The organism is Bacillus sp. FSL R9-9410, assembly GCF_038050385.1.
Taxonomy (GTDB): Bacteria; Bacillota; Bacilli; order Bacillales; family Bacillaceae_G; genus Bacillus_A; species Bacillus_A cereus_U.
Map to the genome: position 1 here is coordinate 4,119,565 of NZ_JBBOTV010000001.1, position 25,910 is coordinate 4,145,474.

The following is a 25,910-nucleotide window of genomic DNA, read 5'->3' on the forward strand; positions in this document are numbered from 1 at the left end:
GACTTTTAATAAACGATTTCTAAATCTAATCCTGGATAATTTTGTTGACGGAACGCTTCATAAATTAAAATTGCTGCTGTATTAGATAAATTTAATGAACGTACTTTATCCGTCATTGGAATACGTAAACAATGATCGAAGTTTTCTTCAATTACATTAGCTGGTAATCCATTTGTTTCTCTTCCAAATACGAAATAGTAATCCTTCTCACGTTTGCTATAATCAAATGCTGTATGAGCTTTCTCGCCATACTTTGTTAAATAGAAGAATTCACCATCTTTATTTTTCTCATAAAATTCTTCGATTGAATCATAATACGTAACTTTTACGTGCTGCCAATAATCTAGTCCTGCACGCTTTAACATTTTGTCATCCGTTGAAAATCCAAGCGGTCTAATCAAATGTAACTCTGTTCCAGTTGCTGCACAAGTACGTGCAATATTCCCTGTATTTGCTGGAATTTCTGGTTGATATAAAACAACATGTACTCCCACGCGATATTCACCTCTATTTTTTGTCTACTACGTATTATACCACTTGAACGAAAAATCTCTACCCATTAATAATATGAAAGAATTTATATTTCATTTGTGGTGTATATTTACTAGAGTCTTCATAGTTCCAATAACGCCTGCGGCTATTCGCTGAATGTGCATTTACAAGCGGCATACCATCTGCGTCTTTTGCTACTACAATTGTCGTATGATTCCACCTACCATCATCCTCAAAATCATACGCAATTACATCGCCAAGAATAAGGTCTTCTGGCTTTTCTACTGCTTCTGCTCGAAGACCAGCTGTAGCACCTGACAAATACCAATAAAAAGAGTGTGCTACAGCCCAGCTCCAACTCCACTGGTTTCCCCTTTGCCACCACCCTTTACGAATATTAGGATGTCCATTCATTGGCACTTCTCCAGTGTGCAGACATTGTGAAATGAAATTTGTACAATTATCAGGAAAATTACGGTATGCAGGATTGCGATCATCCCACCAACGCTCTGCATATTTCACTGCCTCTAAACGATTATATTGATATGAACCGTATTTTTCTTTCGTGACTTCCCGTTCTAACGTTTCACCTATTCCTATTTCTTCTGACACTTCAAGAGCATAATCATCTATTATACGACTATTTTTCAAACAAACTCGTCGTTTTAATTGTTCCTCTTCGATATAAAATAATTCTTTATGCTTAATTAAATATTTCAAGTGTATTTGATAATCAATTTCTTGATGCTCATTACTATTTAATTGTCTAATGAAAGAAATATCTGCAGTTGCTTTCACTATATGTGCACTACGCTTTTGAAACAATTGTTTCTTTCTCTGTACCATTTGTAACAAATCTACTGCAATACCATCTACATCTGTTCGTTTCTCTGTTATATATGCTAAAAACTGTTGCACTTGCTTTTCAATATTCGCTTTTACAACCATTTCGTCTCCCTCCCATATTACAATATGAAAAAGGGAGATATTATCTACTCTTTTTTCTGTGCTAACAATTCAAGTCCACGATTCATTTCATGAAGAACCTCTTCATCTTTCTCACGTTCCATCGCTTTTTCAATGGCGTCTCCTACTCCATCTCCACCAATTTTCCCAAGTGCCCATGCTGCTGTTCCCCGAAGTACTGGTCTTGGATCATCTTTCATAACACCGATTAAATCAGGAATTGCTGCTGTTTCTTTAAAATGTGCAAGTGCTAAAATAGCATTTCGTTGCAATGGCTTTTTACCTCTCCATGAACCAGACATAACCCCATATTTTTCCTTAAAATCACGATTACTAATTGTTAAAATTGGTGTTAATAATGGTTTAACTAATTCAGGATCAGGCTCCATTTCAGGATGGTTATGAAAATCCATTCCTTTATTTTTCGGACAAACAGTCTGACACGTATCACATCCATATATACGATTTCCTATTTTATCGCGATATTCTTCAGGCAGAAATCCTTTTGTCTGTGTTAAAAATGCAATACATTTCTTCGAGTCCAACTGCCCGCCTTGTACTAAAGCACCTGTAGGACAAATATCAATACATTTCGTACAACTTCCACATTGATCTTCTATTGGCCGATCAGGAGGGAATGGAACATTCGTAATCATTTCTCCTAAGTATACATACGAACCAAATTCCGGTGTAATAATAGCGCAGTTCTTACCACTCCATCCAATACCGGCACGCTCTGAAACAGCTCGATCACTTAGCTCCCCTGTATCAACCATTGATTTCACTTCTATATCCGGAAGCTTTTCGATTAAATACGCCTCTAACTTTTGCAAACGATCTCGTAAAACAAGGTGATAATCTTGGCCCCAAGAAGCACGACAAAAAATCCCGCGACGTTCTCCACGCTTACTTAATGGTGCATTTTTTAATTTTGAAGGGTACGCTAAAGCAATCGCAATAATTGATTTCGCACCAGGTAACAATAGCTGTGGATTCGTTCTCTTCTCTATATCAGGTTCTTCGAATCCAGACTGATAATTCAATTGTTGTTGCTGGATTAGACGCTGCTTTAACTCCTCAAATGGTGAAGCACTGGCAAAACCTATTTTATCTATACCAATCGTTTTACTATACGCAATTACATCTTGCTTTAATTGTTCAACATCCATTCTTTATCGCCTCCTCCGATGAATCCATCCCTTATGTAACGACTATATTGGTTAGCAATTCACTTTTGGAATAATATTCTTTACTTCTATTTTCGCATACAATTATGATTTTCAAACATTAAAAAAACGCAATGCTTCGTTTATCTTAGAAACGAAACACTGCGTTGATCACAATTTATTAGAAAAACATTAAATAAAATTTGGAGCGGGTGAAGAGAATCGAACTCTCGACCAGAGCTTGGAAGGCTCTTGTTTTACCACTAAACTACACCCGCAAATATGAATAAATATAAGATATTGAAATAACTTATGTAAAGTAGTATAGCATGTAAAAAAAATCGAAGCAAGAAATTTATCGAAAAAAGTCGAAAAAGTGATGAGATACCTCATCACTTTTTCAATTCTTTATCAATCGCCTTCTTCATACTATCGAAATCAGGGTTTGCAAGATTCCCATTTATATATACTGAAGGAGCACCTTGAACTTTTAATTTTTGAGCACGATCTGAATCTTTACGTACTTTGTCTTTCATTTCTTTACTGTGTAAATCTTTTTTAAACTGTTCTACATTAATTTTCGGAAGCTTTTCTTTCACAATATTAAGAAGTAATTCTTCTGTAATCCATTCTTCCGTATCTTTCTTCTGATTTTGATAAATCTCATCATAGAAAATCCAGAATGAATCTTGATCTTGTTTATAAATTGCTTCACCGGCAGCTGCACCTAAATCAGAGTCTTTTCCGATAAACGGGAAGTTAATAAAATATAACTGCACTTTACCTTTATCAATATACTCTTCTTTTAATCGTGGTAATACCGTTACATCCCAAGTACGACAAGCAGGACATTTAAAGTCTCCAAATTCAACTACCTTAACTGGAGCATCATCTTTCCCTAAAGATTGTTGCGTAGAATAAGCAAACATCTCATTCCCTTTATCTTTCTTGTCATTTATGATGCTATACACAATCGTCCCGATTACAATCAATACTGCGATAGAAAAAACTATACCAAGAACCATGAGTTTGTTTGATGATTTCATATACATTCCTCTTTAATTTCATATTCTGTATACATCATTGTACACAATACACATAATATCAATACTTACATAGATCACGCAATGAACACGCTCACATAAATTACAAAAATACAACATTTGTGACAATATTGTGTCGTCTTTTGTCACAAATTATTCAAAAAAAGAAGCCCCTATATAGGAACTTCTTTTAACTTACTGCTTTTTCACGTGCATTTTTTAACATGGACTGCTCTGTTTTTATATCATGACGAATTACTAATTTCTCACTAACTGCCTGCACATACTCATCATGATTTATATATCCTTCTTTCTCCATTAGTCTTAAAACTACATTTCGTCTTTCAACTGCTTTATCATAATTTTGTGCAGGTGAGTAATAAGCTGGTGCTTTTACTACAGCAGCCATCATTGCACTCTCTGCCAACGTTAATTGATCCACCTTTTTACCGAAGTAAAGGTTTGCTGCTTTTTCAATTCCCCATGCTCCTTCTCCGTAGTAAATATTACTCACATATAATTTTAAAATCTCATCCTTTGTGAATGTACGTTCAATTTTTTTCGTATAAAAAATTTCTTTCCACTTACGAGAAAATGTACGTTCATTAGATAAAAAAGCATTTTTAGATAGCTGCTGTGTAACCGTGCTTCCTCCTTGCACAACACCACCAGCTTTTATATTTTCAATAGAAGCTCGAATAATTGCTATATAGTCTAAACCATTATGATGATAAAACCTTTTGTCTTCCGTCGCAATAAATGCGTGTGTTAATGATTCTGGCACCTCTAACTTAGCGGGTACATGTAATTTACTAATATCACTTCGCTCAATCATTACATTTCCAACGAATAATAATGCAAAACTTAACAATAATAATAATATAATGGCTTTATAAAGAAATTTAGTTAATGGATTTAATGCAACTTTTTGATGATAATTCACTCTAGATAATACTCGTTCTTTCATCTCGAACACCTCTTTTCCACACAGCATATATAACTCTTAATTTAAGAATACCTTGTTGTAAAAGAATATCCCATCGATTTCTCTTACACCTACCTTACAACATTGTAAGGTGTAAAAATGTATTGTATCACAGTCCTTTTTTATCTACTATTCATATGAAATATTGAATATACATTTGTTTATCATACTATTTATAGGAAGTAGGATTCTCTTTAATTTCACTTTATTCTTTTATTATATCAGTTTATACATTTATACTTTTAAACATCTAGCAATCTAATTATATATGATATGTCACTATTATACAGAACAAACGTTCCATAAATCAATAGTAGCTTTCGAATTATCTCGCTATTTGTGGGCAGTAAGACTTCTCCCTCAACACTTGGCTAAAGCTAGAAAATTAGGCAGTATCCTTGCTTCCTCCACTAATTATTAGCCTACACTTTATTATTGTGACCTTTTTCTGAAACAGTATACATAAAGAAAAGGTTAGCAATTTGAGTTGTCCTCAAATAACTAACCAAAACTTTACAATCTTCCTATAAGATTATATGGATGAACTTCCCATGTTTCGTATGGAATGAAATGCATTGCTTTCATCGCATCAAGTGTCCTTGATTTCATATGAGGACGCGTTATATACTCATCAATGTTCTCTTCGTTTAAAGCAACAAATTTAGCCTCTTGTATTTCTTCAGGTTGAATTTTTATTTCACCACTAACATATGCTACTTTAAAAACAACAGCTACAATATGCATAGAAACATTATAATAAATCCCTGTAACTCCAATAGGCTTCACAGTTAATCCTGTTTCCTCCATTATTTCTCTGCAAACAGCTTGATCGAGCGCTTCCCCTTCTTCTACCTGTCCTCCAGGCATTTCCCACGTATCAGCTCGCCAGTGCACTTTCGTTAAAAGCACCTCATTCTTTTCATTTGTTAAGTAACCTGCTACGGCAACAATATGCTTTGGTGTTTTATGCTCCACAGAAATACCTCCTAGAAATACGATTATTTAAAATACAAACCTATAACCATATTCCCTAGCAGCTACAAAATACCTTTAATACTTTACCACCTTAATTAACCCCATAAAAAAGACCCTGTCCGTTAAAGGAAAGGGTCTTCTGTCTTATATTATTCCCCTAAGTCTACGTTGTGGTAAACTTGCTGTACATCTTCTAAATCTTCTAATGCATCAACCATTTTTTCAAATTGTACTTGAACATCTTCAGGAAGTTCTACATCACTTTGTGCAAGCATTGTTAATTCTGCAACTGTAAATTCTTCAACACCAGCACCTTTAAGTGCAGATTGTACTGAATGGAACTGATCAGGTTCAGCATAAACAATAACAGAATCTTCTTCTTCTAGAATGTCACGTGCATCTACATCTGCTTCCATTAAAATTTCAAGAACTTCATCTGATGTTTTACCTTCAAGACCGATAACAGCTGTCGCATCAAACATGTAAGCCACAGAACCGTTTACACCCATGTTACCACTGTTTTTGCTAAATGCAGCTCGTACATCTGCTGCAGTACGGTTTACGTTATTTGTCAGTGTATCTACAATTACCATAGATCCGTTTGGTCCAAAGCCTTCATAACGAAGCTCGTCATAGTTTTCTTCTGAACCGCCTTTTGCCTTTTCAATCGCACGGTCAATAATTGTTCTTGGCACGTTGTATGTTTTCGCACGTTCTAATACAACTCTTAACGTTTGGTTTGATTCTGGATCTGGCTCGCCTTGTTTTGCTGCCACATAAATTTCACGTCCAAATTTCGCGTATATACGGCTTGTATTTGCATCTTTTGATGCTTTTTTTTCTTTAATATTGTTCCATTTACGACCCATACTTTCCACTCTCTTTCCCGTTTTAAATCTACATAAAAATATTAATATGAAATATAATGTGTATTCAACACATTTTTAAAAGAAATATAAAAAGTTCATTTTTGATTCATATTACAGACATAATATAAATCACTATCATTTTGTTCTTTCGACAAGTTATATTATACATGAATTCCTAAGTTTATTACGAATTTTAGAATCACATAGCATAATTTAACAAAAAAGACCCTAACATTTCTGTTAGGGTCTTTTTTAATTCACCGATACCGATGGTCGGGGTCGAACCGACACTCCCGAAGGAACACGATTTTGAGTCGTGCGCGTCTGCCAATTCCGCCACATCGGCATAAAATAAAGGCGGCAACCGGATTTGAACCGGTGGTAAAGGTTTTGCAGACCTCTGCCTTACCACTTGGCTATGCCGCCATATGAAGTTAAAATGGAGCGGAAGACGGGATTCGAACCCGCGACCCCAACCTTGGCAAGGTTGTATTCTACCACTGAACTACTTCCGCAAAAATGGCTGGGCTAGCTGGATTCGAACCAGCGCATGACGGAGTCAAAGTCCGTTGCCTTACCGCTTGGCTATAGCCCACCGAAGTTTCACTTAATTATATGTAAGTATCCATTAATTTATTTGTAATTTTAAAAAATAAAAATGGGGCGACTGATGGGAATTGAACCCACGAATGCCGGAGCCACAATCCGGTGCGTTAACCACTTCGCCACAACCGCCATGTTGTGTTTATATATTTGGCAGGGGCAGTAGGAATTGAACCCACACTGGAGGTTTTGGAGACCTCAGTTCTACCTTTAAACTATGCCCCTATGTAAAATGGTGGAGGGGGGCAGATTCGAACTGCCGAACCCGAAGGAGCGGATTTACAGTCCGCCGCGTTTAGCCACTTCGCTACCCCTCCGAAACTTACATGGTGCCGGCTAGAGGACTTGAACCCCCAACCTACTGATTACAAGTCAGTTGCTCTACCAATTGAGCTAAGCCGGCATATTTGATTAAAATGGTGGCTCGGGACGGAATCGAACCGCCGACACGAGGATTTTCAGTCCTCTGCTCTACCGACTGAGCTACCGAGCCTTATTAAAATGGCGGTCCCGACCGGGGTCGAACCGGCGATCTCCTGCGTGACAGGCAGGCATGTTAACCACTACACCACGGGACCATTTGGTTGCGGGGACAGGATTTGAACCTGCGACCTTCGGATTATGAGCCCGACGAGCTACCGTACTGCTCCACCCCGCGATAATATTATTTATATAATTATATGATAAGTGTTAGCAACCAAATTACGAAAATATTTGGTTGCGGGGACAGGATTTGAACCTGCGACCTTCGGGTTATGAGCCCGACGAGCTACCGTACTGCTCCACCCCGCGACAATATTATTCATATAATTTATATGGTGGAGGATGACGGGATCGAACCGCCGACCCCCTGCTTGTAAGGCAGGTGCTCTCCCAGCTGAGCTAATCCTCCAAAAGTGGTGACCCGTACGGGATTCGAACCCGTGTTACCGCCGTGAAAGGGCGGTGTCTTAACCACTTGACCAACGGGCCAAATATTATAAAATGCTTATGGCGGAGAGCAAGGGATTCGAACCCTTGATACGCTTGTGACGTATACACGATTTCCAATCGTGCTCCTTCGGCCAACTCGGACAGCTCTCCAATGGCTCCGCAGGTAGGAATCGAACCTACGACCGATCGGTTAACAGCCGATAGCTCTACCGCTGAGCTACTGCGGAATAATATTGCCTGGCAACGTCCTACTCTCACAGGGACAATGTCCCAACTACCATCGGCGCTAGAGAGCTTAACTTCCGTGTTCGGTATGGGAACGGGTGTGACCTCTCTGCCATCATTACCAGACTATATTCGCTTGAGACAAACATTATTATACTTGATTCACTTAGAAAGTCAATAAGTTTTTTATATTCTCTCAAAACTAGATAACATTAGCTTCATATTATATGGTTAAGTCCTCGATCTATTAGTATTCGTCAGCTCCACATGTCACCATGCTTCCACCTCGAACCTATCAACCTGATCATCTTTCAGGGATCTTACTAGCTTACGCTATGGGAAATCTCATCTTGAGGGGGGCTTCATGCTTAGATGCTTTCAGCACTTATCCCTTCCGCACATAGCTACCCAGCTATGCCCTTGGCAGAACAACTGGTACACCAGCGGTGCGTCCATCCCGGTCCTCTCGTACTAAGGACAGCTCCTCTCAAATTTCCTGCGCCCACGACGGATAGGGACCGAACTGTCTCACGACGTTCTGAACCCAGCTCGCGTACCGCTTTAATGGGCGAACAGCCCAACCCTTGGGACCGACTACAGCCCCAGGATGCGATGAGCCGACATCGAGGTGCCAAACCTCCCCGTCGATGTGGACTCTTGGGGGAGATAAGCCTGTTATCCCCGGGGTAGCTTTTATCCGTTGAGCGATGGCCCTTCCATGCGGAACCACCGGATCACTAAGCCCGACTTTCGTCCCTGCTCGACTTGTAGGTCTCGCAGTCAAGCTCCCTTATGCCTTTGCACTCTACGAATGATTTCCAACCATTCTGAGGGAACCTTTGGGCGCCTCCGTTACACTTTAGGAGGCGACCGCCCCAGTCAAACTGCCCACCTGACACTGTCTCCCGGGTCGATAAGACCCGTAGGTTAGAATTTCAATACAGTCAGGGCGGTATCCCACCAGCGCCTCCACCGAAGCTAGCGCTCCGGTTTCAATGGCTCCCGCCTATCCTGTACAAACTGTACCAAAATTCAATATCAGGCTACAGTAAAGCTCCACGGGGTCTTTCCGTCCTGTCGCGGGTAACCTGCATCTTCACAGGTACTATAATTTCACCGAGTCTCTGGTTGAGACAGTGCCCAAATCGTTACACCTTTCGTGCGGGTCGGAACTTACCCGACAAGGAATTTCGCTACCTTAGGACCGTTATAGTTACGGCCGCCGTTTACTGGGGCTTCAGTTCAGAGCTTCGCTTACGCTAACCCCTCTCCTTAACCTTCCAGCACCGGGCAGGTGTCAGCCCCTATACTTCGCCTTACGGCTTCGCAGAGACCTGTGTTTTTGCTAAACAGTCGCTTGGGCCTATTCACTGCGGCTTTCCGTTAAGAAAGCACCCCTTCTCCCGAAGTTACGGGGTCATTTTGCCGAGTTCCTTAACCAGAGTTCTCTCGCACACCTTAGGATTCTCTCCTCGCCTACCTGTGTCGGTTTGCGGTACAGGCACCTTTTATCTCGCTAGAAGCTTTTCTTGGCAGCGGGGAATCAAAGACTTCGCTCCATAAGGAGCTTCCCCATCACAGCTCAGCCTTCACGATAAGCGGATTTGCCTACTTATCAGCCTAACTGCTTGGACGTGCACAACCAATCGCACGCTTCTTCTATCCTTCTGCGTCCCTCCATTGCTCAAACGATAAAGAGGTGGTACAGGAATATCAACCTGTTGTCCATCGCCTACGCCTGTCGGCCTCGGCTTAGGTCCTGACTAACCCTGAGCGGACGAGCCTTCCTCAGGAAACCTTAGGCATTCGGTGGACGGGATTCTCACCCGTCTTTCGCTACTCATACCGGCATTCTCACTTCTAAGCGCTCCACCAGTCCTTCCGGTCTGACTTCACTGCACTTAGAACGCTCCCCTACCACTGATACCATTGGTATCAATTCGCAGCTTCGGTGGTGTATTTAGCCCCGGTACATTTTCGGCGCAGAGTCACTCGACTAGTGAGCTATTACGCACTCTTTAAATGGTGGCTGCTTCTGAGCCAACATCCTAGTTGTCTAAGCAACTCCACATCCTTTTCCACTTAATACACACTTTGGGACCTTAGCTGGCGATCTGGGCTGTTTCCCTCTTGACTACGGATCTTATCACTCGCAGTCTGACTCCTAAGGATAAGTCATTGGCATTCGGAGTTTGACTGAATTCGGTAATCCGATGAGGACCCCTAGTTCAATCAGTGCTCTACCTCCAAGACTCTTACACTTAAGGCTAGCCCTAAAGCTATTTCGGGGAGAACCAGCTATCTCCAGGTTCGATTGGAATTTCTCCGCTACCCACACCTCATCCCCGCACTTTTCAACGTGCGTGGGTTCGGGCCTCCATTCAGTGTTACCTGAACTTCACCCTGGACATGGGTAGATCACCTGGTTTCGGGTCTACGACCACGTACTAAACGCCCTATTCAGACTCGCTTTCGCTGCGGCTCCGCCTCTTCAGCTTAACCTCGCACGGGATCGTAACTCGCCGGTTCATTCTACAAAAGGCACGCCATCACCCATTAACGGGCTCTGACTATTTGTAGGCACACGGTTTCAGGATCTCTTTCACTCCCCTTCCGGGGTGCTTTTCACCTTTCCCTCACGGTACTGGTTCACTATCGATCACTAGGGAGTATTTAGCCTTGGGAGATGGTCCTCCCAGATTCCGACGGAATTTCACGTGTTCCGCCGTACTCAGGATACATTCAAGAGAGAACGAAGTTTCGACTACGGGGTTGTTACCCTCTGTGACGGACCTTTCCAGGTCGCTTCGTCTACCTCGTTCCTTTGTAACTCCGTATAGAATGTCCTACAACCCCAAGAGGCAAGCCTCTTGGTTTGGGCTAGATTCCGTTTCGCTCGCCGCTACTCAGGAAATCGCATTTGCTTTCTCTTCCTCCAGGTACTTAGATGTTTCAGTTCCCTGGGTCTGTCTTCCATACCCTATGTATTCAGGTAAGGATACCATACCATTACGTATAGTGGGTTTCCCCATTCGGAAATCTTCGGATCAAAGCTTACTTACAGCTCCCCGAAGCATATCGGCGTTAGTCCCGTCCTTCATCGACTCCTAGTGTCAAGGCATCCACCGTGCGCCCTTTCTAACTTAACCAAACTAAAATTAAAAAAATATGAGCTACACTGTTATCTAGTTTTCAAAGAACATACATTTAAACTTGAGAGATAGTTCTCTCAAAACTGAACGAAACAAAACAAGTCAACGTTTATTGATGAACTGCGTTCATCAATTCTCCATAGAAAGGAGGTGATCCAGCCGCACCTTCCGATACGGCTACCTTGTTACGACTTCACCCCAATCATCTGTCCCACCTTAGGCGGCTGGCTCCATAAAGGTTACCCCACCGACTTCGGGTGTTACAAACTCTCGTGGTGTGACGGGCGGTGTGTACAAGGCCCGGGAACGTATTCACCGCGGCATGCTGATCCGCGATTACTAGCGATTCCAGCTTCATGTAGGCGAGTTGCAGCCTACAATCCGAACTGAGAACGGTTTTATGAGATTAGCTCCACCTCGCGGTCTTGCAGCTCTTTGTACCGTCCATTGTAGCACGTGTGTAGCCCAGGTCATAAGGGGCATGATGATTTGACGTCATCCCCACCTTCCTCCGGTTTGTCACCGGCAGTCACCTTAGAGTGCCCAACTTAATGATGGCAACTAAGATCAAGGGTTGCGCTCGTTGCGGGACTTAACCCAACATCTCACGACACGAGCTGACGACAACCATGCACCACCTGTCACTCTGCTCCCGAAGGAGAAGCTCTATCTCTAGAGTTTTCAGAGGATGTCAAGACCTGGTAAGGTTCTTCGCGTTGCTTCGAATTAAACCACATGCTCCACCGCTTGTGCGGGCCCCCGTCAATTCCTTTGAGTTTCAGCCTTGCGGCCGTACTCCCCAGGCGGAGTGCTTAATGCGTTAACTTCAGCACTAAAGGGCGGAAACCCTCTAACACTTAGCACTCATCGTTTACGGCGTGGACTACCAGGGTATCTAATCCTGTTTGCTCCCCACGCTTTCGCGCCTCAGTGTCAGTTACAGACCAGAAAGTCGCCTTCGCCACTGGTGTTCCTCCATATCTCTACGCATTTCACCGCTACACATGGAATTCCACTTTCCTCTTCTGCACTCAAGTCTCCCAGTTTCCAATGACCCTCCACGGTTGAGCCGTGGGCTTTCACATCAGACTTAAGAAACCACCTGCGCGCGCTTTACGCCCAATAATTCCGGATAACGCTTGCCACCTACGTATTACCGCGGCTGCTGGCACGTAGTTAGCCGTGGCTTTCTGGTTAGGTACCGTCAAGGTGCCAGCTTATTCAACTAGCACTTGTTCTTCCCTAACAACAGAGTTTTACGACCCGAAAGCCTTCATCACTCACGCGGCGTTGCTCCGTCAGACTTTCGTCCATTGCGGAAGATTCCCTACTGCTGCCTCCCGTAGGAGTCTGGGCCGTGTCTCAGTCCCAGTGTGGCCGATCACCCTCTCAGGTCGGCTACGCATCGTTGCCTTGGTGAGCCGTTACCTCACCAACTAGCTAATGCGACGCGGGTCCATCCATAAGTGACAGCCGAAGCCGCCTTTCAATTTCGAACTATGCAGTTCAAAATATTATCCGGTATTAGCCCCGGTTTCCCGGAGTTATCCCAGTCTTATGGGTAGGTTACCCACGTGTTACTCACCCGTCCGCCGCTAACTTCATAAGAGCAAGCTCTTAATCCATTCGCTCGACTTGCATGTATTAGGCACGCCGCCAGCGTTCATCCTGAGCCAGGATCAAACTCTCCAATAAAGTTAGTTTGTCTAGCATCTAAAAATAAAAATTGACGTTCACGTTGTTTGTTTCGTTCAGTTTTCAAAGAACTACTTCGTCGCTCAATTGCGACTTCCTTATGTTAACATCTTCGTTTTTCGATGTCAACTAAGTTTTTCAAATTTCTTTTTTGTCGTTTACTGCGTTTCCGCATCAGCGACGTTTATTAATATATCATGCAGTATATGTAGGGTCAATACTTTTCACAAAAAAATTTCACATCCCGTTAAAAAGCTAAATTAACTATAGAAAAAAATTACTACTCCTCTTTTATAGACATGCTTCTTCCACCTAATCTCTTTCTGTATTGCATCTTAAAAGAAAGCACTACTGTTCTTTAATAAGTGATAAATTTAATCATCGTCTTCGTTTTCATAAAATATTCTAAATTGTGTGTTATATTATTCCTATAGGAGTGTGGTGGGAATGGGTATTAAATATTCGAACAAAATTAATAAAATCCGAACCTTTGCATTGAGTTTAGTATTTATCGGCCTCTTCATTGCATACTTAGGTGTCTTTTTTCGCGAAAACATCATTATTATGACAACCTTTATGATGGTTGGTTTTTTAGCTGTCATCGCTAGCACTGTTGTTTACTTTTGGATTGGTATGTTATCTACAAAAACGATACAAATTATTTGTCCAAGCTGCGATAAACCAACAAAAATGCTCGGTCGTGTCGACGCATGTATGCATTGCAATCAACCTTTAACACTTGATCGAAATCTAGAAGGAAAAGAATTTGATGAGAAATATAATAAGAAGAGCTATAAATCCTAAATAGTAATATATAATAAAGAAAGAGGGTGACGAAATCGTCACCCTCTTTCTTTATTATATATTACGCCTTATGACACTCTGGACAAACTCCATAAATTTCTAAGCGATGACTATTAATAACGAAGCCTGTCGTTTTCGCAGCTTCCTCTTCAAGCTGTTCCAAACCTCCATAAGGAAAATCAACAATCTTACCACATTTTTCGCAAATCACATGATAATGTTGACTTGTAACATAATCAAATCTACTTGAAGCATCCCCATAAGTTAATTCCTTTACAAGTCCAACTTCTTTAAACACACGTAAGTTATTATAAACAGTTGCAACACTCATATTTGGAAACTTACCTTCTAATGCTTTATAAATGTCATCCGCTGTTGGGTGCGTCATAGATTCCACAAGGTACTCTAAAATAGCATGACGCTGTGGAGTAATGCGTACACCCGTATTTTTCAGCATTTCTAGCGCTTCTTTTAATTCTTCTTTGACCACCGTCATGCACCCCGATTCTATACGGATTATTATTTTATAATTCTTATAAAGAGTGTACTCTTTTTCTTATAAATCGTCAATATTTCTACTATAAGTATGTGGTTTATTTTTGTATATAGCCTTATTCTTATATAACTTCCCCCATTTCCTATATATTTACATAGAAAAAAGTGCGACATAATCGCACTTGGAATACTATCATCTGAGGAGGTATGCCCTACACTTTCACTTTATGTATCGCAAGAAAATATGTATAGACGCATGCCTTATATATATATTTTTTCTCCACATTAATATAGATTATTTTATCCCGCTATTTGCTGGCTAATAATCAGTGTGGATAGACACCCCCCACTGATTAAAGTTTCACTTTATATAAGAAAGAACATCCTCAATATGTCCTTTCACTTTCACTTTACGCCATTCTTTTACAAGTTCACCATCTTTATTGATAAGGAATGTAGAACGCTCGATTCCCATGTACTCTTTTCCAAAGTTCTTTTTCAACTTCCAAACATCGTACAATTCTGCTACTTTATGATCTTCATCTACTAAAAGTACAAATGGAAGCTCATGCTTCTCGATGAATTTCATATGTCTGTTCACCGAATCAGGACTGACACCAAGGATGACCGTGTCCTTCTCTTGGAATAATCCATATGCATCACGAAAATCACATGCTTCAGTTGTACACCCTGGAGTCATATCTTTCGGGTAAAAATATAAAACTACATTTTTACCTCGGAAGTCAGCTAAGCGAATTTGTTCTCCGGTACTTCCCTCTAATGTGAATTCCGGTGCTATTTCTCCTACTGTGATCATTGTTATCACTCCTTTTCTTTTCTATTACTATAACAAATGCTACCTTATTTTTCATTGTCCATTACAGTCCTTACCACAAATGCAAACGGTAATGTATATCCAATTAGCGCTTCTCCAATTGCAATCCATCTTCCGATTCCAATCGGAGCTATATCACCATATCCAACGGACAATAAAGTAACCGCGCTAAAATATAAACATATTTCAACAAGCTGAAAGGAATGAGCACTTAACCGATCCCCATCTTCTTTCAAAACTGCAAAACCCATTTCCTCTAGCACAACATAACTTAATCCAAACGCAATCAGTACCGTTGTATAAATTAAAAACAACGTAGCTAAATTATACAGCGAAAAGAAACGATTGGAATTTGAATATGAACTCCATAATAATTGGACACTTCTCAAAATAGCGATTGCTGCAATTAATAGAATAAATCCCCATAACATGTCCTCCACCTCATTTTATATGTATGAGGACTATAGCTGATTTATCCCTTAGAAACGAACAAGCTTCTATAATTAATTCCCTGCACCACGATATCGTTTAACCCCTTGATTCCAGAGGGTGATTGCAATAGTAAAACAGATAACACCAACAATTGGCGTTGCGAAAGCATAGCTATTCCACTCTGTTTTTCTTAAAAAGTATGCTGCTGGATATACCCCAACAAATGCAAACGGTAAAACAAACGTTAAAACAAAGCCAATAACACGGTTATAAATATCAACAGGGTAGCGTCCATAATTCCCTATGTTATACATAAGCGGCATAATGGAACTTTTCGAATCCGACCAAAAGCCAAGACTTGCAAGCGTAACAAATATCCCGCCGTACACAAGTGCCCCTCCCCCTACCATGAGTAGGAATAAGAAGAAATCATACCAGTAAAAAGATAATTGCAGCTCCATTGCTGCATAACCCATCACAATAATCCCCGTAATAGCTCCAATTAAAGATTCAAGTTCCATTCTTTCTAATATAATTTGAAATAAACTATGAATCGGTCTCGTTAATATACGGTCCATTTCTCCTTTAATAATGTAACGATCATTAAAGTCCCATATATTAAAGAAAGCTGAAAAAATGGCAAACGGTACTAAAAAGAAACCATAAATAAAGATTATTTCTTCTCGGCTCCACCCTTTTAGTGCTTGGGTATGCCCAAACACTACGAGAATGAAGATTAAATTAACAGCTTGTAGTGATAAATCTGAAAGTAATCCGACGATAAAATCGCCACGATACTCCAATTTTGTTTTTATATATTGACTTGCATATTGCAAAAATAATTTTATATATATCATCTCGTCATCCCCCTTGTACGATTAGACGTTTTCTCGCCGTTTTCCACATCAGTACAATTGGAATAATAAGTATAATTGCCCAAATCATTTGAAATAATAAAGCTTCATATAACTTACTTCCTTGTATACCTTCAGAGAAAATCATACTCGGAATATAACTAATTGCTTGAAACGGTAAAAACACCATTGCTTTTTGGGCCCATAACGGATAAAAACTAATCGGTAATAATAAACCAGAAAATAAATCGATAACAACACGTTTCGCATACATAATTCCACTATTATTAAATAAGAAGAATGTAAGCATTCCTGTCATTAAATTTATTTGTGTATTAATGATAAAACTAAATATTAAAGATAAGAAGAAATATAACCACGTTTGAAAATTCGTTGTAATTTGTAATGAAAATAATAACGTAACAATAACCATACCCGGAATTGAAAAGAAAGCAAAACGAAATATCCCTTCTCCAAGCCCTTGCATAACTTTCATACCTAAATAGTTATATGGACGAATTAGCTCTACCGCCACACGTCCTTCTTGAATTTCCATCGCAATTTCTCTATCTATATTATTGAAATAAAAAGCGCGTGCCATCCATGCGATCGCAATATACGTAGTCATTTGCGAAATAGATAAACTTTCAATATTCTCTTTCCCGCTATAAATTGCTTGCCATAAAAAATAATACGCACCAATGTTAATCGTATAAATTAAAATCCCACTGTAATAATTTGTACGATAAGCAAGCATCATTAAAAAACGAATCCGAATCATTTCAATATACTTACCCATGCATAATACCTTCTTCATAAATGTTACGAATAATTTCCTCTGTAGACACTTCGTTAATTTTCAAATCTTTAATTTGAAAGGCTTGTACTACTTTAGAAATCAACATAGAAATGATAACTTCTTCATTCGGTATTTTTGCAACCCATGCGTTTTCTTCTTTCGCTTTTAACCAAACAACATGACTATCTGGCATAACCATTGATAACTCCTGGTATGAAACTGGGGCAACAAACTGAAAATGTATTTCCTTCTCTACTCCCCACTGCGTACGAAGATTATCTAAAGATCCGTCATACATAATATTTCCTTCATCAAGCATGATGACGCGTTCACATAAAGCTTCAATATCAGTAATATCATGTGTCGTTAATAAAATTGTTGTTTTATAACGTTCATTCATCTCTTTTAAGAATTCTCGTATTTTCAATTTCACAAGAACATCTAGTCCAATTGTTGGCTCATCTAAAAATAATAACGGCGGATTATGAATTAACGCCGCTGCTAATTCACAACGCATTCTTTGACCAAGAGATAATTTTCGTACCGGTTTATCTAATAAAGGACCGATATCTAACGTTTCAATAACATGTTCCATATGTTCCTTATACTGAGCGTCTGATACACCGTACACTTTCTTCAATAGACGAAATGATTCTTGTACAGCAATATCCCACCAAAGCTGCGAACGCTGCCCAAACACAACACCGATTGTTCTTACAAATTCTTCTCTCTGTTTGTGTGGATTCATTCCGTTCACTGTAATTTGTCCTGATGTCGGAGTCAAAATCCCTGTAAGCATTTTAATCGTCGTTGATTTACCAGCACCATTCTCACCAATATAACCAACCATTTCACCTTGCTTTATAGTAAAAGAAACATCATTTACTGCTGGTACTATTTTATAATTACGATTTAATAAATCGCGAAATGCACCCTTTAAGCCCGGACGACTTGAATAAGCTGTAAACTCTTTACGTAACCCTTGTACCTCAATTACCGATTTCATAATCGGACCCCCTTCCTAAATGTCACAACGAATAGTTTACCCAACTGCTCCTTCTATCACAAACAATACGTCTTTTCGAAAAACATGTTAGAATAATACATAGATTTTTGTAAGGAGATGAATTGTAGTGAATTTCACGAAATCAGAAGCATTACATAAAGAAGCGTTAGAACATATCGTTGGTGGTGTTAATAGTCCTTCTCGCTCTTTTAAAGCAGTTGGAGGCGGTTCCCCTATTGCAATGGAACGCGGGAAAGGTGCTTATTTCTGGGATGTAGATGGAAATAAATATATCGACTATTTAGCAGCGTATGGCCCAATTATTACTGGACATGCTCACCCACACGTAACAGAAGCAATTAAAACAGCGGCTGAAAACGGCGTACTATACGGTACTCCAACAGCATTAGAAGTAAAATTCGCAAAAATGTTAAAAGAAGCAATGCCCGCTTTAGATAAAGTCCGCTTCGTAAACTCTGGTACAGAATCCGTTATGACAACCATTCGTGTTGCTCGTGCTTACACTGGTCGCACAAAAATTATGAAATTCGCTGGTTGTTACCACGGTCATTCCGATTTAGTACTTGTAGCAGCTGGCTCTGGTCCTTCTACCCTTGGAATTCCTGATTCAGCTGGCGTGCCAAAAAGTATCGCCCAAGAAGTTATTACTGTTCCATTTAATAATGTAGAAACTTTAAAAGAAGCGTTAGATAAATGGGGACATGAAGTAGCAGCTATCCTTGTAGAGCCAATCGTTGGAAACTTCGGTATTGTTGAGCCAAAACCTGGCTTCCTTGAAAAAGTTAATGAACTTGTTCACGAAGCTGGTGCACTAGTAATTTATGATGAAGTTATTACTGCTTTCCGCTTTATGTATGGCGGCGCTCAAGACTTACTTGGCGTAACCCCAGATCTAACAGCACTTGGTAAAGTTATCGGCGGTGGCCTTCCAATTGGTGCTTACGGTGGTAAGAAAGAAATTATGGAACAAGTTGCACCGCTCGGCCCTGCATACCAAGCTGGTACAATGGCCGGGAACCCTGCTTCTATGGCATCAGGTATTGCCTGCCTAGAAGTACTTCAACAAGAAGGCGTATACGAGAAATTAGATGCACTTGGCGCAATGCTTGAAAAAGGAATTTTAGAACAAGCTACAAAACATAACATCGATATTACAGTAAACCGTCTAAAGGGTGCATTAACTGTATACTTCACGACAAATACAATTGAAGATTACGATGCAGCCAAAAATACAGATGGTGAAATGTTCGGTAGATTCTTCAAGCTGATGCTTCAAGAAGGTATTAATTTAGCACCTTCTAAATATGAAGCATGGTTCTTAACGACAGAACATACAAAAGAAGATATTGAATATACAATTGAAGCTGTTGGCAGAGCATTTGCTGCTTTAGCAGACAATAAATAACCCCTGTAATTAAAAGGAAAAAAGAAAGCAACCTTTCTTTTTTCCTTTTTTCTATTTCATAAATCCCTCATTAATAGTATAATTATTCATAATTATCTGTTTTATATTCTTTTATATCCTTACTATCCCTGTATACAAGGCAGTTCACGCCTTAAATAGTAAGATTATTCAAAATTCATTTTCCAGAGGGGGGATTGACGGATGCTCAATAAAAAAAATAAATGGACACCGTCTTTATTTCGGAATTATAAAAATGCAGAACATGATGCGTGTGGAATCGTTTCCGTTATGGAAAAACGAAGAATTCCTACTAAAGAAAACATCGACCTTTGTATACAATCACTAGTCAAAATGAATCATAGAGCTGGTTTCATTAATGGCGAAGGAGATGGCATCGGAATTCATATCGACATGCCAAAAGCACTTTGGAATGAAAAACTGAAAAGTAGCGGATATAATCCAACGATTGTGGATCATCCCCACTTTATCGTTGGACATTTTTTTCTAAACAAAAAAGAAAACATTGCTGAGTTAAAAGATTACATTCGTACGCAACTAAACAATGCAAACTTTACAATTGTTCTCGAAAATGATGATGTAATAAACTCAGATGCACTCGGTCCTCTTGGTAAACAAGAAGAACCTTTATTTTGGCAAATTGCCCTTATCGCCGAAAGTGAAGTTAAAAATATTGAACAAACATTATTTTCTGTAACAATAAAAATCGAAGAAAATGAAGCAATTCATGTTGCCTCATTAAGTCATGAACATGTTGTATATAAAGTTCTCGGCGCTGGTGATACACTCGTTGCTTATTACAATGATTTACAACACCCACTTATCGCTTCAACTATGACACTAGGACATAATCGCTATTCTACTAATACGTTATCTAATTTTTTTCGTGTACAACCATTTAGTATTCTCGGGCATAATGGTGAAATTAACACGATTGCAAAATTACGCGATCAAGCTGACATGATTAATGTACCACTTACTGCCGGGGGCAGTGATTCCCAAGATTTAAACCGCACCTTAGAAACCCTTCTCGTTCAGTATAACTACAGTTTATTTGAAGCAATGGATATATTATTTCCACCAATTATTAATGAAATAAAACTTTACGAAACAAACTTACAAAACTTATACACTTATATACGTGAGGCTTGGGGGCATTTCGCACAAGGTCCAGCTGGCATCATTTCACGTTATAAAGATGAAGCTGTTTTCAGTGTCGATTCCCTTGGATTACGCCCTGTTTGGAAAGTAGAGACAGAGAGCTCCTATATTTTCTCTTCCGAACCTGGAGTTGTATCACCAGCCGAATATGTAGCAGAGCCGAAACCACTCGCTCCTGGCGAAAAGGTTGGATTAAAATGGAATGAACAAGATGAGCTTGTTCTCTATGAATACGATAATTATCAAATTGAAGTATACAACCGTTTTAAGAAACGAATCGATGTTACCAACTATCATGTAAACTTATCTATCCCTGAAACGAAAGAAACTGAGGGATTATGTGATTCTGTTCAAGTTGAAACGAAGCAATACGTCGCTTTCGGCTGGGATCGAGAACATATTCAGCTCCTTGAACAGATGGCGACAAAAGGCGTCGAACCAATTCGTTCACTTGGGCATGACTCACCACTTGCCGCACTTGATACAGATAGACGAAATATTGCTGATTTCATTAAGGAAAGTGTAGCCGTTGTTACAAATCCAGCAATCGATCGTGATCGAGAAGTCGAACACTTCTCCACACGTACTGTACTCGGAGAGCGTCCGGGTTTATTAGATAACTCTAAACAACCATTTGTAATCGAGATGCTCTCACCAATTATTTTAGAAGGAAATTTATCTCAATCTATCGCGGCAGACTTACACACGATTACGTACGAACAACTTATACAGCTATTCATCACTCATAGTTCTGTCTCTACAATTTCTGTTACATTTAACCCATCAGAAACTTTACAAAGCGCGTTAAATCGAATTAGTTCCGAAGCGATAGTAGCCGTTAAAAACGGGGCTTCCCTACTAGTATTAGATGACGCTAAATCTCATCAAAATGAACTGTTATGGATTGATCCACATTTAGTTACTGCTAAAGTACATCAAACATTAACTGAAAATAAATTACGCCGGAAATGCTCTCTCGTTATACGTTCTGGCGCCCTTCGCTCCTTACACGATATCGTCACGCTATACGGATTAGGGGCAGATGGTATTAATCCCTATTTATTGTTCGCAACGGTAAATGATGGAACAAAAGCACCAATTACTAATTTGTATACCGCACTTAATAAAGGACTAGAGAAAGTAATTTCGACGATTGGAATTCATGAATTACGCGGTTACGGTCGCCTCTTCTCCTCTATTGGATTACATGAGGAAATCGCAAATATATTACAAATTACAAATTTCTTCGGTTCAAATGATTTAGCTTTTTCACTTGAATCACTTGCTGAAGATGCGAAAATTCGAGCTGATGATTATAACAATCCAAAAGTTAGAATGCGAAAATCTTTTCATATATTCCCGCGGATTTGGAAAGCAATTGGTGATGTTGCAAAAGGAAACTCTTATGATGATTACCGCGACAAGTTAAGTGAATTAGAAGAAAATAACCCTATCGCAATCAGGCACCTTATTCAAACAAAACAAACAAAACATGTAATTCCAACTGAAGAAGTGTCCATCGGCATTCACAATCATGATTTACCATTTATTATTAGTTCTATGTCATTCGGTTCTCAAAATGAAATTGCCTTTCGCGCATATGCAGAAGCTGCCAATCAGTTAAATATGATTAGTTTGAACGGTGAAGGCGGCGAAATTAAAGATATGATTGGTAAATACCCGCATACCCGCGGACAACAAGTTGCATCTGGCCGATTTGGAGTAAACGCTGAACTACTAAATTCATCAAATTTAATTGAAATAAAAATCGGTCAAGGAGCAAAGCCTGGTGAGGGTGGACATTTGCCTGGTTCAAAAGTGACTGCCAAAATTGCGGAAGCACGTAATGCTACAATTGGTTCCGATTTAATTTCACCTTCTAACAACCATGATATTTATTCAATTGAAGACTTGGCTCAAATGATTACAGAAATTAAAACGGCTAATCATCTTGCAAAAGTAGCTGTAAAAGTTCCTGTCGTTCCTAACATCGGAACAATTGCTGTCGGTATCGCAAAAGCTGGCGCTGACTTTATTAACATTAGTGGATTTGATGGCGGAACAGGCGCCGCGCGTATTCACGCATTGCAACATGTAGGTCTTCCTGTAGAAATCGGTGTTAAAGCTGCACATAACGCTCTATTAGAAGCACATATGAGACATAAAGTAGAAATTTGGGCAGATGGCGGTATTCGAAGTGTCAATGACGCCTTAAAAATCATGCTCCTTGGAGCAAACCGGATCGGATTTGGCACATTATCAATGATTGCAATTGGCTGTACAACTTGCCGTGGTTGTCATCTCGATACGTGCCACGTCGGAATTGCAACACAAATTGAATCTGAAGCTCAAGCGAAAGAACATGGACTGCGCCGTTTCGTTCCACGTGAATTAGAAAGTGCAGTTACAGGACTATTAAGCCTATTCACTACTTTCGGTACAGAATTGAAACGTTTAACAGGGCAGCTCGGTTACACAAACTTACAAGATATTATCGGACGATCGGATTTATTAGAACAAACTCGAGGCAAGGATTTATTAGACTTACGTAATTTAATACAAACGATAGAAGATTCATCCGTGAAAATAACGGCATCTGTACAAGAAAAACAATTTGAAACAACAAATTCTCTCCAGTCAAAAGAATTAGTAAGCGTCGGCGTAGAGCAACGCGTAATGGGCGGTCTAGAATCCTGTTATCGTATTCGTAGCAAATTATATGAAAACACTCATCTTGAACCACTTACATTAAAGTATACAAACGGATCTGTTCCCGGAAACGGATTAGGCGCGTACAATAGCGAGAACTTATTTATACACGTAAATGGTGGCGCGCAAGATGGAATTGGAAAAACTTCATTTGGCGGTGGCATTTATATAACGAAAGCAAAAGGAAAAGATGGAACATATTATAACGGTTCTGTCGGAAAAGGATTTGGATACGGCGCTCAAAAAGGTGCATTATACGTGCAAGGTAACGCTGATGCTCGTGCTGGCATTCGCCTTTCTGGAGCAGATATGATAATTGGAGGCAGAATTACAAAACCACTCCGCGAAAAAGAACAAGGAAATATCGGCGTATATTCTAATATAAAAGGATTTGCTTTTGAATATATGACAAATGGTCGTGCTCTTGTTTTAGGAGATCCTGGTCCATGGATTTGTGCCGGCATGACTGGTGGTGTTGTTTATTTACGTCATGAGCCAAACTTAGGTTTAACAGAACACGCTTTAAAAAGAAGAATTGCTAAAGGTGCAAATGTAACATTGCAGCCAATTAGTAAAAATGGTTTGCAAGATGTGAATGAATTATTATTAGACTACATTCGTGTATTAAATGAGCATGAACAATATGAAGAAGTCGCTTTGTTAACACCATTATTAGATGATATCCAGCTTCACTTCTATGAAATTATCCCGAAAAAAGAACAGGCGGATCCATCTATTTCAACTGAATGACATGTACAATATTTATTTTCATAAAGTGAAACTTTAATCAGTGGGGGTTTTGTTCATCCCCCACTGATTATTAGCCTTCACCAATCGGGCGTTTACGGGCAGTTGATCTCCCACCTAACTTCTTTGCTCCAGTCGCATTTTGAGGTGGGAGTTTTACTGCCCGTTAATGCGGGATAAAAAAATTGACGAAGCGAGCATCGCATAGTAATCTAGAATAACAATTTGAAACCTGCTGAAATTCAGCAGGTTTTTTTATTAAAGAATAGATGTTTAAAGAGAATTTGGAGAAATTATAAATGGATTGTAATTTATTTATTAAACTTTTTAACGTCACTAAAATATCACTTGCTAACATATTGTAATGAATGTATAGTATCATGTTGTACATTCATTATGACAAGAGAAAGGATATCAATAAGGGTATGAAACTTGGTGCTCGCATTTTAAAAACGGGTATTGCCATTACATTAGCTTTATTTGCTTGTATTTTACTTCAATTACCGAGTCCAGTATTTGCGGGAATCTCAGCTATCTTTGCTGTTCAACCGTCTGTATACCGCTCGTATTTAACTGCTCTTGAGCAAATTCAAGCAAACGTAATTGGTGCGGTATTCGCTATCGTATTTGCTACTGCTTTTGGACATAATCCTTTTATTATTGGATTAACGTGTATATTAGTAATTGCTCTTACTTTACAATTACGCTTAGAAAAAACAATATCACTCGCTTTAGTAACAGTTATCGCCATTATGGAGTATCAAGGCGAAGATTTCTTTAATTTTGCCTTACTTCGATTCGCGACGATTATGATTGGAATTATTGCGGCTTCACTTGTAAATTTAGTATTTATGCCGCCAAAATATGAAACAAAACTTTACCATCGCATCGTTGATAATACAGAGGAAATTGTTAAATGGATTCGTATGAACAGTAGGCAAGCTTCTGATTTTACAACGCTAAAAACCGATATTGATCGCATGAAAGAAAAAATGATTAAACTAAATCATTACTATTTGCTGTATAAAGAAGAAAGAAGCTATACGAAAAAAATACAATTCGCAAAAATTCGTAAGCTCGTTTTATTCAGACAAATGTTAGCGACAACAAGCCGCGCTTTAAGCACGTTAAAGTCATTACATCGTACTGAAAATGAACTGCGCTATATGCCAGAAGAGTTTCAGGAATCTATTCAAAACGAACTTGATTCATTAACGCATTATCACGAACAGGTGTTATTAAAATTTATTGGTAAAGCAAAGAAACAACAATCCGTTGAGATGCTTGATGAAGTTGAAACAGGTAAACAAGAATTGATTGATATCTTTATGGATTATCAAAATAAGGACGATGAGGAAGCATATAAAATATGGTTACATCTCTTCCCTCTTATTTCTTCAATTATTAACTACAGTGAAGAAGTAGAGCATTTAGATTTACTTGTGGATAGCTTCTACACATACCATAAACCAGAGAGTGAACTCCAAATCGAAGATAAAAAAGAAGACGAATAAAAAACA

17 protein-coding genes, 17 tRNA genes and 3 rRNA genes are annotated in these 25,910 nt (G+C 39.4%); 4 read left to right on the plus strand and 33 right to left on the minus strand.

Features of this window, described 5'->3' with window-relative positions; translation table 11 throughout:
* Positions 1 to 5 precede the first annotated feature (5 nt).
* The 27 genes from trmL to MKX77_RS21515 all read right to left on the minus strand — a co-directional run bounded on the left by trmL (position 6) and on the right by MKX77_RS21515 (position 13,104).
* Entirely contained in the window at positions 6 to 494 is a 489-nt protein-coding gene (gene trmL / locus MKX77_RS21385; RefSeq protein ID WP_000538149.1) for a tRNA (uridine(34)/cytosine(34)/5-carboxymethylaminomethyluridine(34)-2'-O)-methyltransferase TrmL, read from the minus strand.
* Positions 495 to 552: 58 nt separating this feature from the next.
* Entirely contained in the window at positions 553 to 1,440 is an 888-nt protein-coding gene (locus MKX77_RS21390) for an amidase domain-containing protein (RefSeq protein WP_002204546.1), read from the minus strand.
* Positions 1,441 to 1,484: 44 nt separating this feature from the next.
* A complete protein-coding gene (gene queG, locus MKX77_RS21395) occupies positions 1,485 to 2,627 on the minus strand; it encodes a tRNA epoxyqueuosine(34) reductase QueG (protein ID WP_341307752.1) in 1,143 nt (380 codons plus the stop codon).
* A gap of 201 nt (positions 2,628 to 2,828) precedes the next feature.
* Positions 2,829 to 2,902, minus strand: a tRNA-Gly gene (locus MKX77_RS21400).
* A 114-nt stretch (positions 2,903 to 3,016) separates the two neighbouring features.
* Positions 3,017 to 3,670: a DsbA family protein gene (locus MKX77_RS21405; protein WP_002204548.1), complete on the minus strand. Its 654-nt coding sequence runs from the start codon at positions 3,668 to 3,670 to the stop codon at positions 3,017 to 3,019.
* Positions 3,671 to 3,857: 187 nt separating this feature from the next.
* Positions 3,858 to 4,634 (minus strand): transglycosylase domain-containing protein, encoded by a 777-nt coding sequence (locus MKX77_RS21410; protein WP_215555161.1) that lies wholly within the window; start codon positions 4,632 to 4,634, stop codon positions 3,858 to 3,860.
* A 531-nt stretch (positions 4,635 to 5,165) separates the two neighbouring features.
* A complete protein-coding gene (locus MKX77_RS21415) occupies positions 5,166 to 5,627 on the minus strand; it encodes an NUDIX hydrolase (protein WP_215555160.1) in 462 nt (153 codons plus the stop codon).
* A gap of 149 nt (positions 5,628 to 5,776) precedes the next feature.
* Entirely contained in the window at positions 5,777 to 6,496 is a 720-nt protein-coding gene (locus MKX77_RS21420; RefSeq protein WP_215555159.1) for a YebC/PmpR family DNA-binding transcriptional regulator, read from the minus strand.
* Between the two features lie 264 nt (positions 6,497 to 6,760).
* Positions 6,761 to 6,842: transfer RNA gene (locus tag MKX77_RS21425), tRNA-Leu, on the minus strand.
* 9 nt (positions 6,843 to 6,851) lie between these two features.
* Positions 6,852 to 6,922, minus strand: a tRNA-Cys gene (locus MKX77_RS21430).
* A gap of 14 nt (positions 6,923 to 6,936) precedes the next feature.
* Positions 6,937 to 7,011 (minus strand) — tRNA-Gly (locus tag MKX77_RS21435).
* A gap of 5 nt (positions 7,012 to 7,016) precedes the next feature.
* Positions 7,017 to 7,091, minus strand: a tRNA-Gln gene (locus MKX77_RS21440).
* Positions 7,092 to 7,155: 64 nt separating this feature from the next.
* Positions 7,156 to 7,231 (minus strand) — tRNA-His (locus tag MKX77_RS21445).
* A 19-nt stretch (positions 7,232 to 7,250) separates the two neighbouring features.
* Positions 7,251 to 7,324, minus strand: a tRNA-Trp gene (locus MKX77_RS21450).
* An 8-nt stretch (positions 7,325 to 7,332) separates the two neighbouring features.
* Positions 7,333 to 7,416, minus strand: a tRNA-Tyr gene (locus MKX77_RS21455).
* Between the two features lie 10 nt (positions 7,417 to 7,426).
* Positions 7,427 to 7,502, minus strand: a tRNA-Thr gene (locus MKX77_RS21460).
* Positions 7,503 to 7,516: 14 nt separating this feature from the next.
* A tRNA-Phe gene (locus tag MKX77_RS21465) sits at positions 7,517 to 7,592 on the minus strand.
* 9 nt (positions 7,593 to 7,601) lie between these two features.
* Positions 7,602 to 7,677: transfer RNA gene (locus MKX77_RS21470), tRNA-Asp, on the minus strand.
* Between the two features lie 3 nt (positions 7,678 to 7,680).
* A tRNA-Met gene (locus MKX77_RS21475) sits at positions 7,681 to 7,757 on the minus strand.
* A gap of 57 nt (positions 7,758 to 7,814) precedes the next feature.
* Positions 7,815 to 7,891: transfer RNA gene (locus MKX77_RS21480), tRNA-Met, on the minus strand.
* Positions 7,892 to 7,915: 24 nt separating this feature from the next.
* Positions 7,916 to 7,991: transfer RNA gene (locus tag MKX77_RS21485), tRNA-Val, on the minus strand.
* Positions 7,992 to 7,996: 5 nt separating this feature from the next.
* Positions 7,997 to 8,071 (minus strand) — tRNA-Glu (locus MKX77_RS21490).
* 19 nt (positions 8,072 to 8,090) lie between these two features.
* A tRNA-Ser gene (locus MKX77_RS21495) sits at positions 8,091 to 8,182 on the minus strand.
* Positions 8,183 to 8,184: 2 nt separating this feature from the next.
* A tRNA-Asn gene (locus MKX77_RS21500) sits at positions 8,185 to 8,259 on the minus strand.
* A gap of 8 nt (positions 8,260 to 8,267) precedes the next feature.
* A 5S ribosomal RNA gene (gene rrf / locus MKX77_RS21505) occupies positions 8,268 to 8,383 on the minus strand.
* Positions 8,384 to 8,484: 101 nt separating this feature from the next.
* Positions 8,485 to 11,406, minus strand: a 23S ribosomal RNA gene (locus MKX77_RS21510).
* 146 nt (positions 11,407 to 11,552) lie between these two features.
* A 16S ribosomal RNA gene (locus tag MKX77_RS21515) occupies positions 11,553 to 13,104 on the minus strand.
* The 16S, 23S and 5S rRNA genes sit together here with 16 tRNA genes alongside, the layout of an rRNA operon.
* 447 nt (positions 13,105 to 13,551) lie before the next feature.
* Between MKX77_RS21515 and MKX77_RS21520 the strand changes: the two genes are divergently transcribed.
* Positions 13,552 to 13,908: a YgzB family protein gene (locus MKX77_RS21520; protein ID WP_002125074.1), complete on the plus strand. Its 357-nt coding sequence runs from the start codon at positions 13,552 to 13,554 to the stop codon at positions 13,906 to 13,908.
* Between the two features lie 61 nt (positions 13,909 to 13,969).
* On the opposite strand, the gene perR is transcribed toward MKX77_RS21520, so the two are convergent.
* The 6 genes from perR to MKX77_RS21550 all read right to left on the minus strand — a co-directional run bounded on the left by perR (position 13,970) and on the right by MKX77_RS21550 (position 18,329).
* A complete protein-coding gene (gene perR / locus MKX77_RS21525; RefSeq protein ID WP_000237831.1) occupies positions 13,970 to 14,398 on the minus strand; it encodes a peroxide-responsive transcriptional repressor PerR in 429 nt (142 codons plus the stop codon).
* Positions 14,399 to 14,764: 366 nt separating this feature from the next.
* A complete protein-coding gene (gene bcp, locus MKX77_RS21530) occupies positions 14,765 to 15,220 on the minus strand; it encodes a thioredoxin-dependent thiol peroxidase (RefSeq protein WP_002010353.1) in 456 nt (151 codons plus the stop codon).
* Between the two features lie 44 nt (positions 15,221 to 15,264).
* Entirely contained in the window at positions 15,265 to 15,669 is a 405-nt protein-coding gene (locus MKX77_RS21535; protein WP_002091112.1) for a potassium channel family protein, read from the minus strand.
* Positions 15,670 to 15,741: 72 nt separating this feature from the next.
* Positions 15,742 to 16,527: an ABC transporter permease gene (locus tag MKX77_RS21540; RefSeq protein WP_341307753.1), complete on the minus strand. Its 786-nt coding sequence runs from the start codon at positions 16,525 to 16,527 to the stop codon at positions 15,742 to 15,744.
* 4 nt (positions 16,528 to 16,531) lie between these two features.
* Positions 16,532 to 17,323, minus strand: a complete 792-nt coding sequence (locus tag MKX77_RS21545) for an ABC transporter permease (protein WP_002113871.1) — start codon at positions 17,321 to 17,323, stop codon at positions 16,532 to 16,534.
* On the minus strand, positions 17,316 to 18,329 hold the full coding sequence (locus tag MKX77_RS21550; RefSeq protein WP_215555157.1) for an ABC transporter ATP-binding protein: 1,014 nt from the start codon (positions 18,327 to 18,329) through the stop codon (positions 17,316 to 17,318). The genes MKX77_RS21545 and MKX77_RS21550 overlap by 8 nt, the downstream gene beginning before the upstream one ends.
* Before the next feature lie 127 nt (positions 18,330 to 18,456).
* Between MKX77_RS21550 and hemL the strand changes: the two genes are divergently transcribed.
* From hemL to MKX77_RS21565, 3 genes are all read left to right on the plus strand, one after another.
* Positions 18,457 to 19,755: a glutamate-1-semialdehyde-2,1-aminomutase gene (gene hemL, locus MKX77_RS21555; RefSeq protein ID WP_215555156.1), complete on the plus strand. Its 1,299-nt coding sequence runs from the start codon at positions 18,457 to 18,459 to the stop codon at positions 19,753 to 19,755.
* Positions 19,756 to 19,956: 201 nt separating this feature from the next.
* Positions 19,957 to 24,393, plus strand: coding sequence for a glutamate synthase-related protein (locus MKX77_RS21560; RefSeq protein WP_341307754.1), 4,437 nt, complete (start codon positions 19,957 to 19,959; stop codon positions 24,391 to 24,393).
* Positions 24,394 to 24,815: 422 nt separating this feature from the next.
* The gene (locus MKX77_RS21565) at positions 24,816 to 25,904 is read left to right on the plus strand and encodes an aromatic acid exporter family protein (protein WP_002063696.1); all 1,089 of its coding nucleotides are present in this window, start codon (positions 24,816 to 24,818) and stop codon (positions 25,902 to 25,904) included.
* Positions 25,905 to 25,910 lie beyond the last annotated feature (6 nt).

What these genes read in the sequence shown, in the direction of transcription:
- MKX77_RS21390 (WP_002204546.1), bottom strand. Translation starts at nt 1,440, where the DNA reads ATGGTTGTAAAAGCGAATATTGAAAAGCAAGTGCAACAGTTTTTAGCA.
- queG (WP_341307752.1), bottom strand. Translation starts at nt 2,627, where the DNA reads ATGGATGTTGAACAATTAAAGCAAGATGTAATTGCGTATAGTAAAACG.
- MKX77_RS21405 (WP_002204548.1), bottom strand. Translation starts at nt 3,670, where the DNA reads ATGAAATCATCAAACAAACTCATGGTTCTTGGTATAGTTTTTTCTATC.
- MKX77_RS21410 (WP_215555161.1), bottom strand. Translation starts at nt 4,634, where the DNA reads ATGAAAGAACGAGTATTATCTAGAGTGAATTATCATCAAAAAGTTGCA.
- MKX77_RS21420 (WP_215555159.1), bottom strand. Translation starts at nt 6,496, where the DNA reads ATGGGTCGTAAATGGAACAATATTAAAGAAAAAAAAGCATCAAAAGAT.
- MKX77_RS21520 (WP_002125074.1), top strand. Translation starts at nt 13,552, where the DNA reads ATGGGTATTAAATATTCGAACAAAATTAATAAAATCCGAACCTTTGCA.
- bcp (WP_002010353.1), bottom strand. Translation starts at nt 15,220, where the DNA reads ATGATCACAGTAGGAGAAATAGCACCGGAATTCACATTAGAGGGAAGT.
- MKX77_RS21535 (WP_002091112.1), bottom strand. Translation starts at nt 15,669, where the DNA reads ATGTTATGGGGATTTATTCTATTAATTGCAGCAATCGCTATTTTGAGA.
- MKX77_RS21540 (WP_341307753.1), bottom strand. Translation starts at nt 16,527, where the DNA reads ATGATATATATAAAATTATTTTTGCAATATGCAAGTCAATATATAAAA.
- MKX77_RS21545 (WP_002113871.1), bottom strand. Translation starts at nt 17,323, where the DNA reads ATGGGTAAGTATATTGAAATGATTCGGATTCGTTTTTTAATGATGCTT.
- MKX77_RS21550 (WP_215555157.1), bottom strand. Translation starts at nt 18,329, where the DNA reads ATGAAATCGGTAATTGAGGTACAAGGGTTACGTAAAGAGTTTACAGCT.
- MKX77_RS21560 (WP_341307754.1), top strand. Translation starts at nt 19,957, where the DNA reads ATGCTCAATAAAAAAAATAAATGGACACCGTCTTTATTTCGGAATTAT.
- MKX77_RS21565 (WP_002063696.1), top strand. Translation starts at nt 24,816, where the DNA reads ATGAAACTTGGTGCTCGCATTTTAAAAACGGGTATTGCCATTACATTA.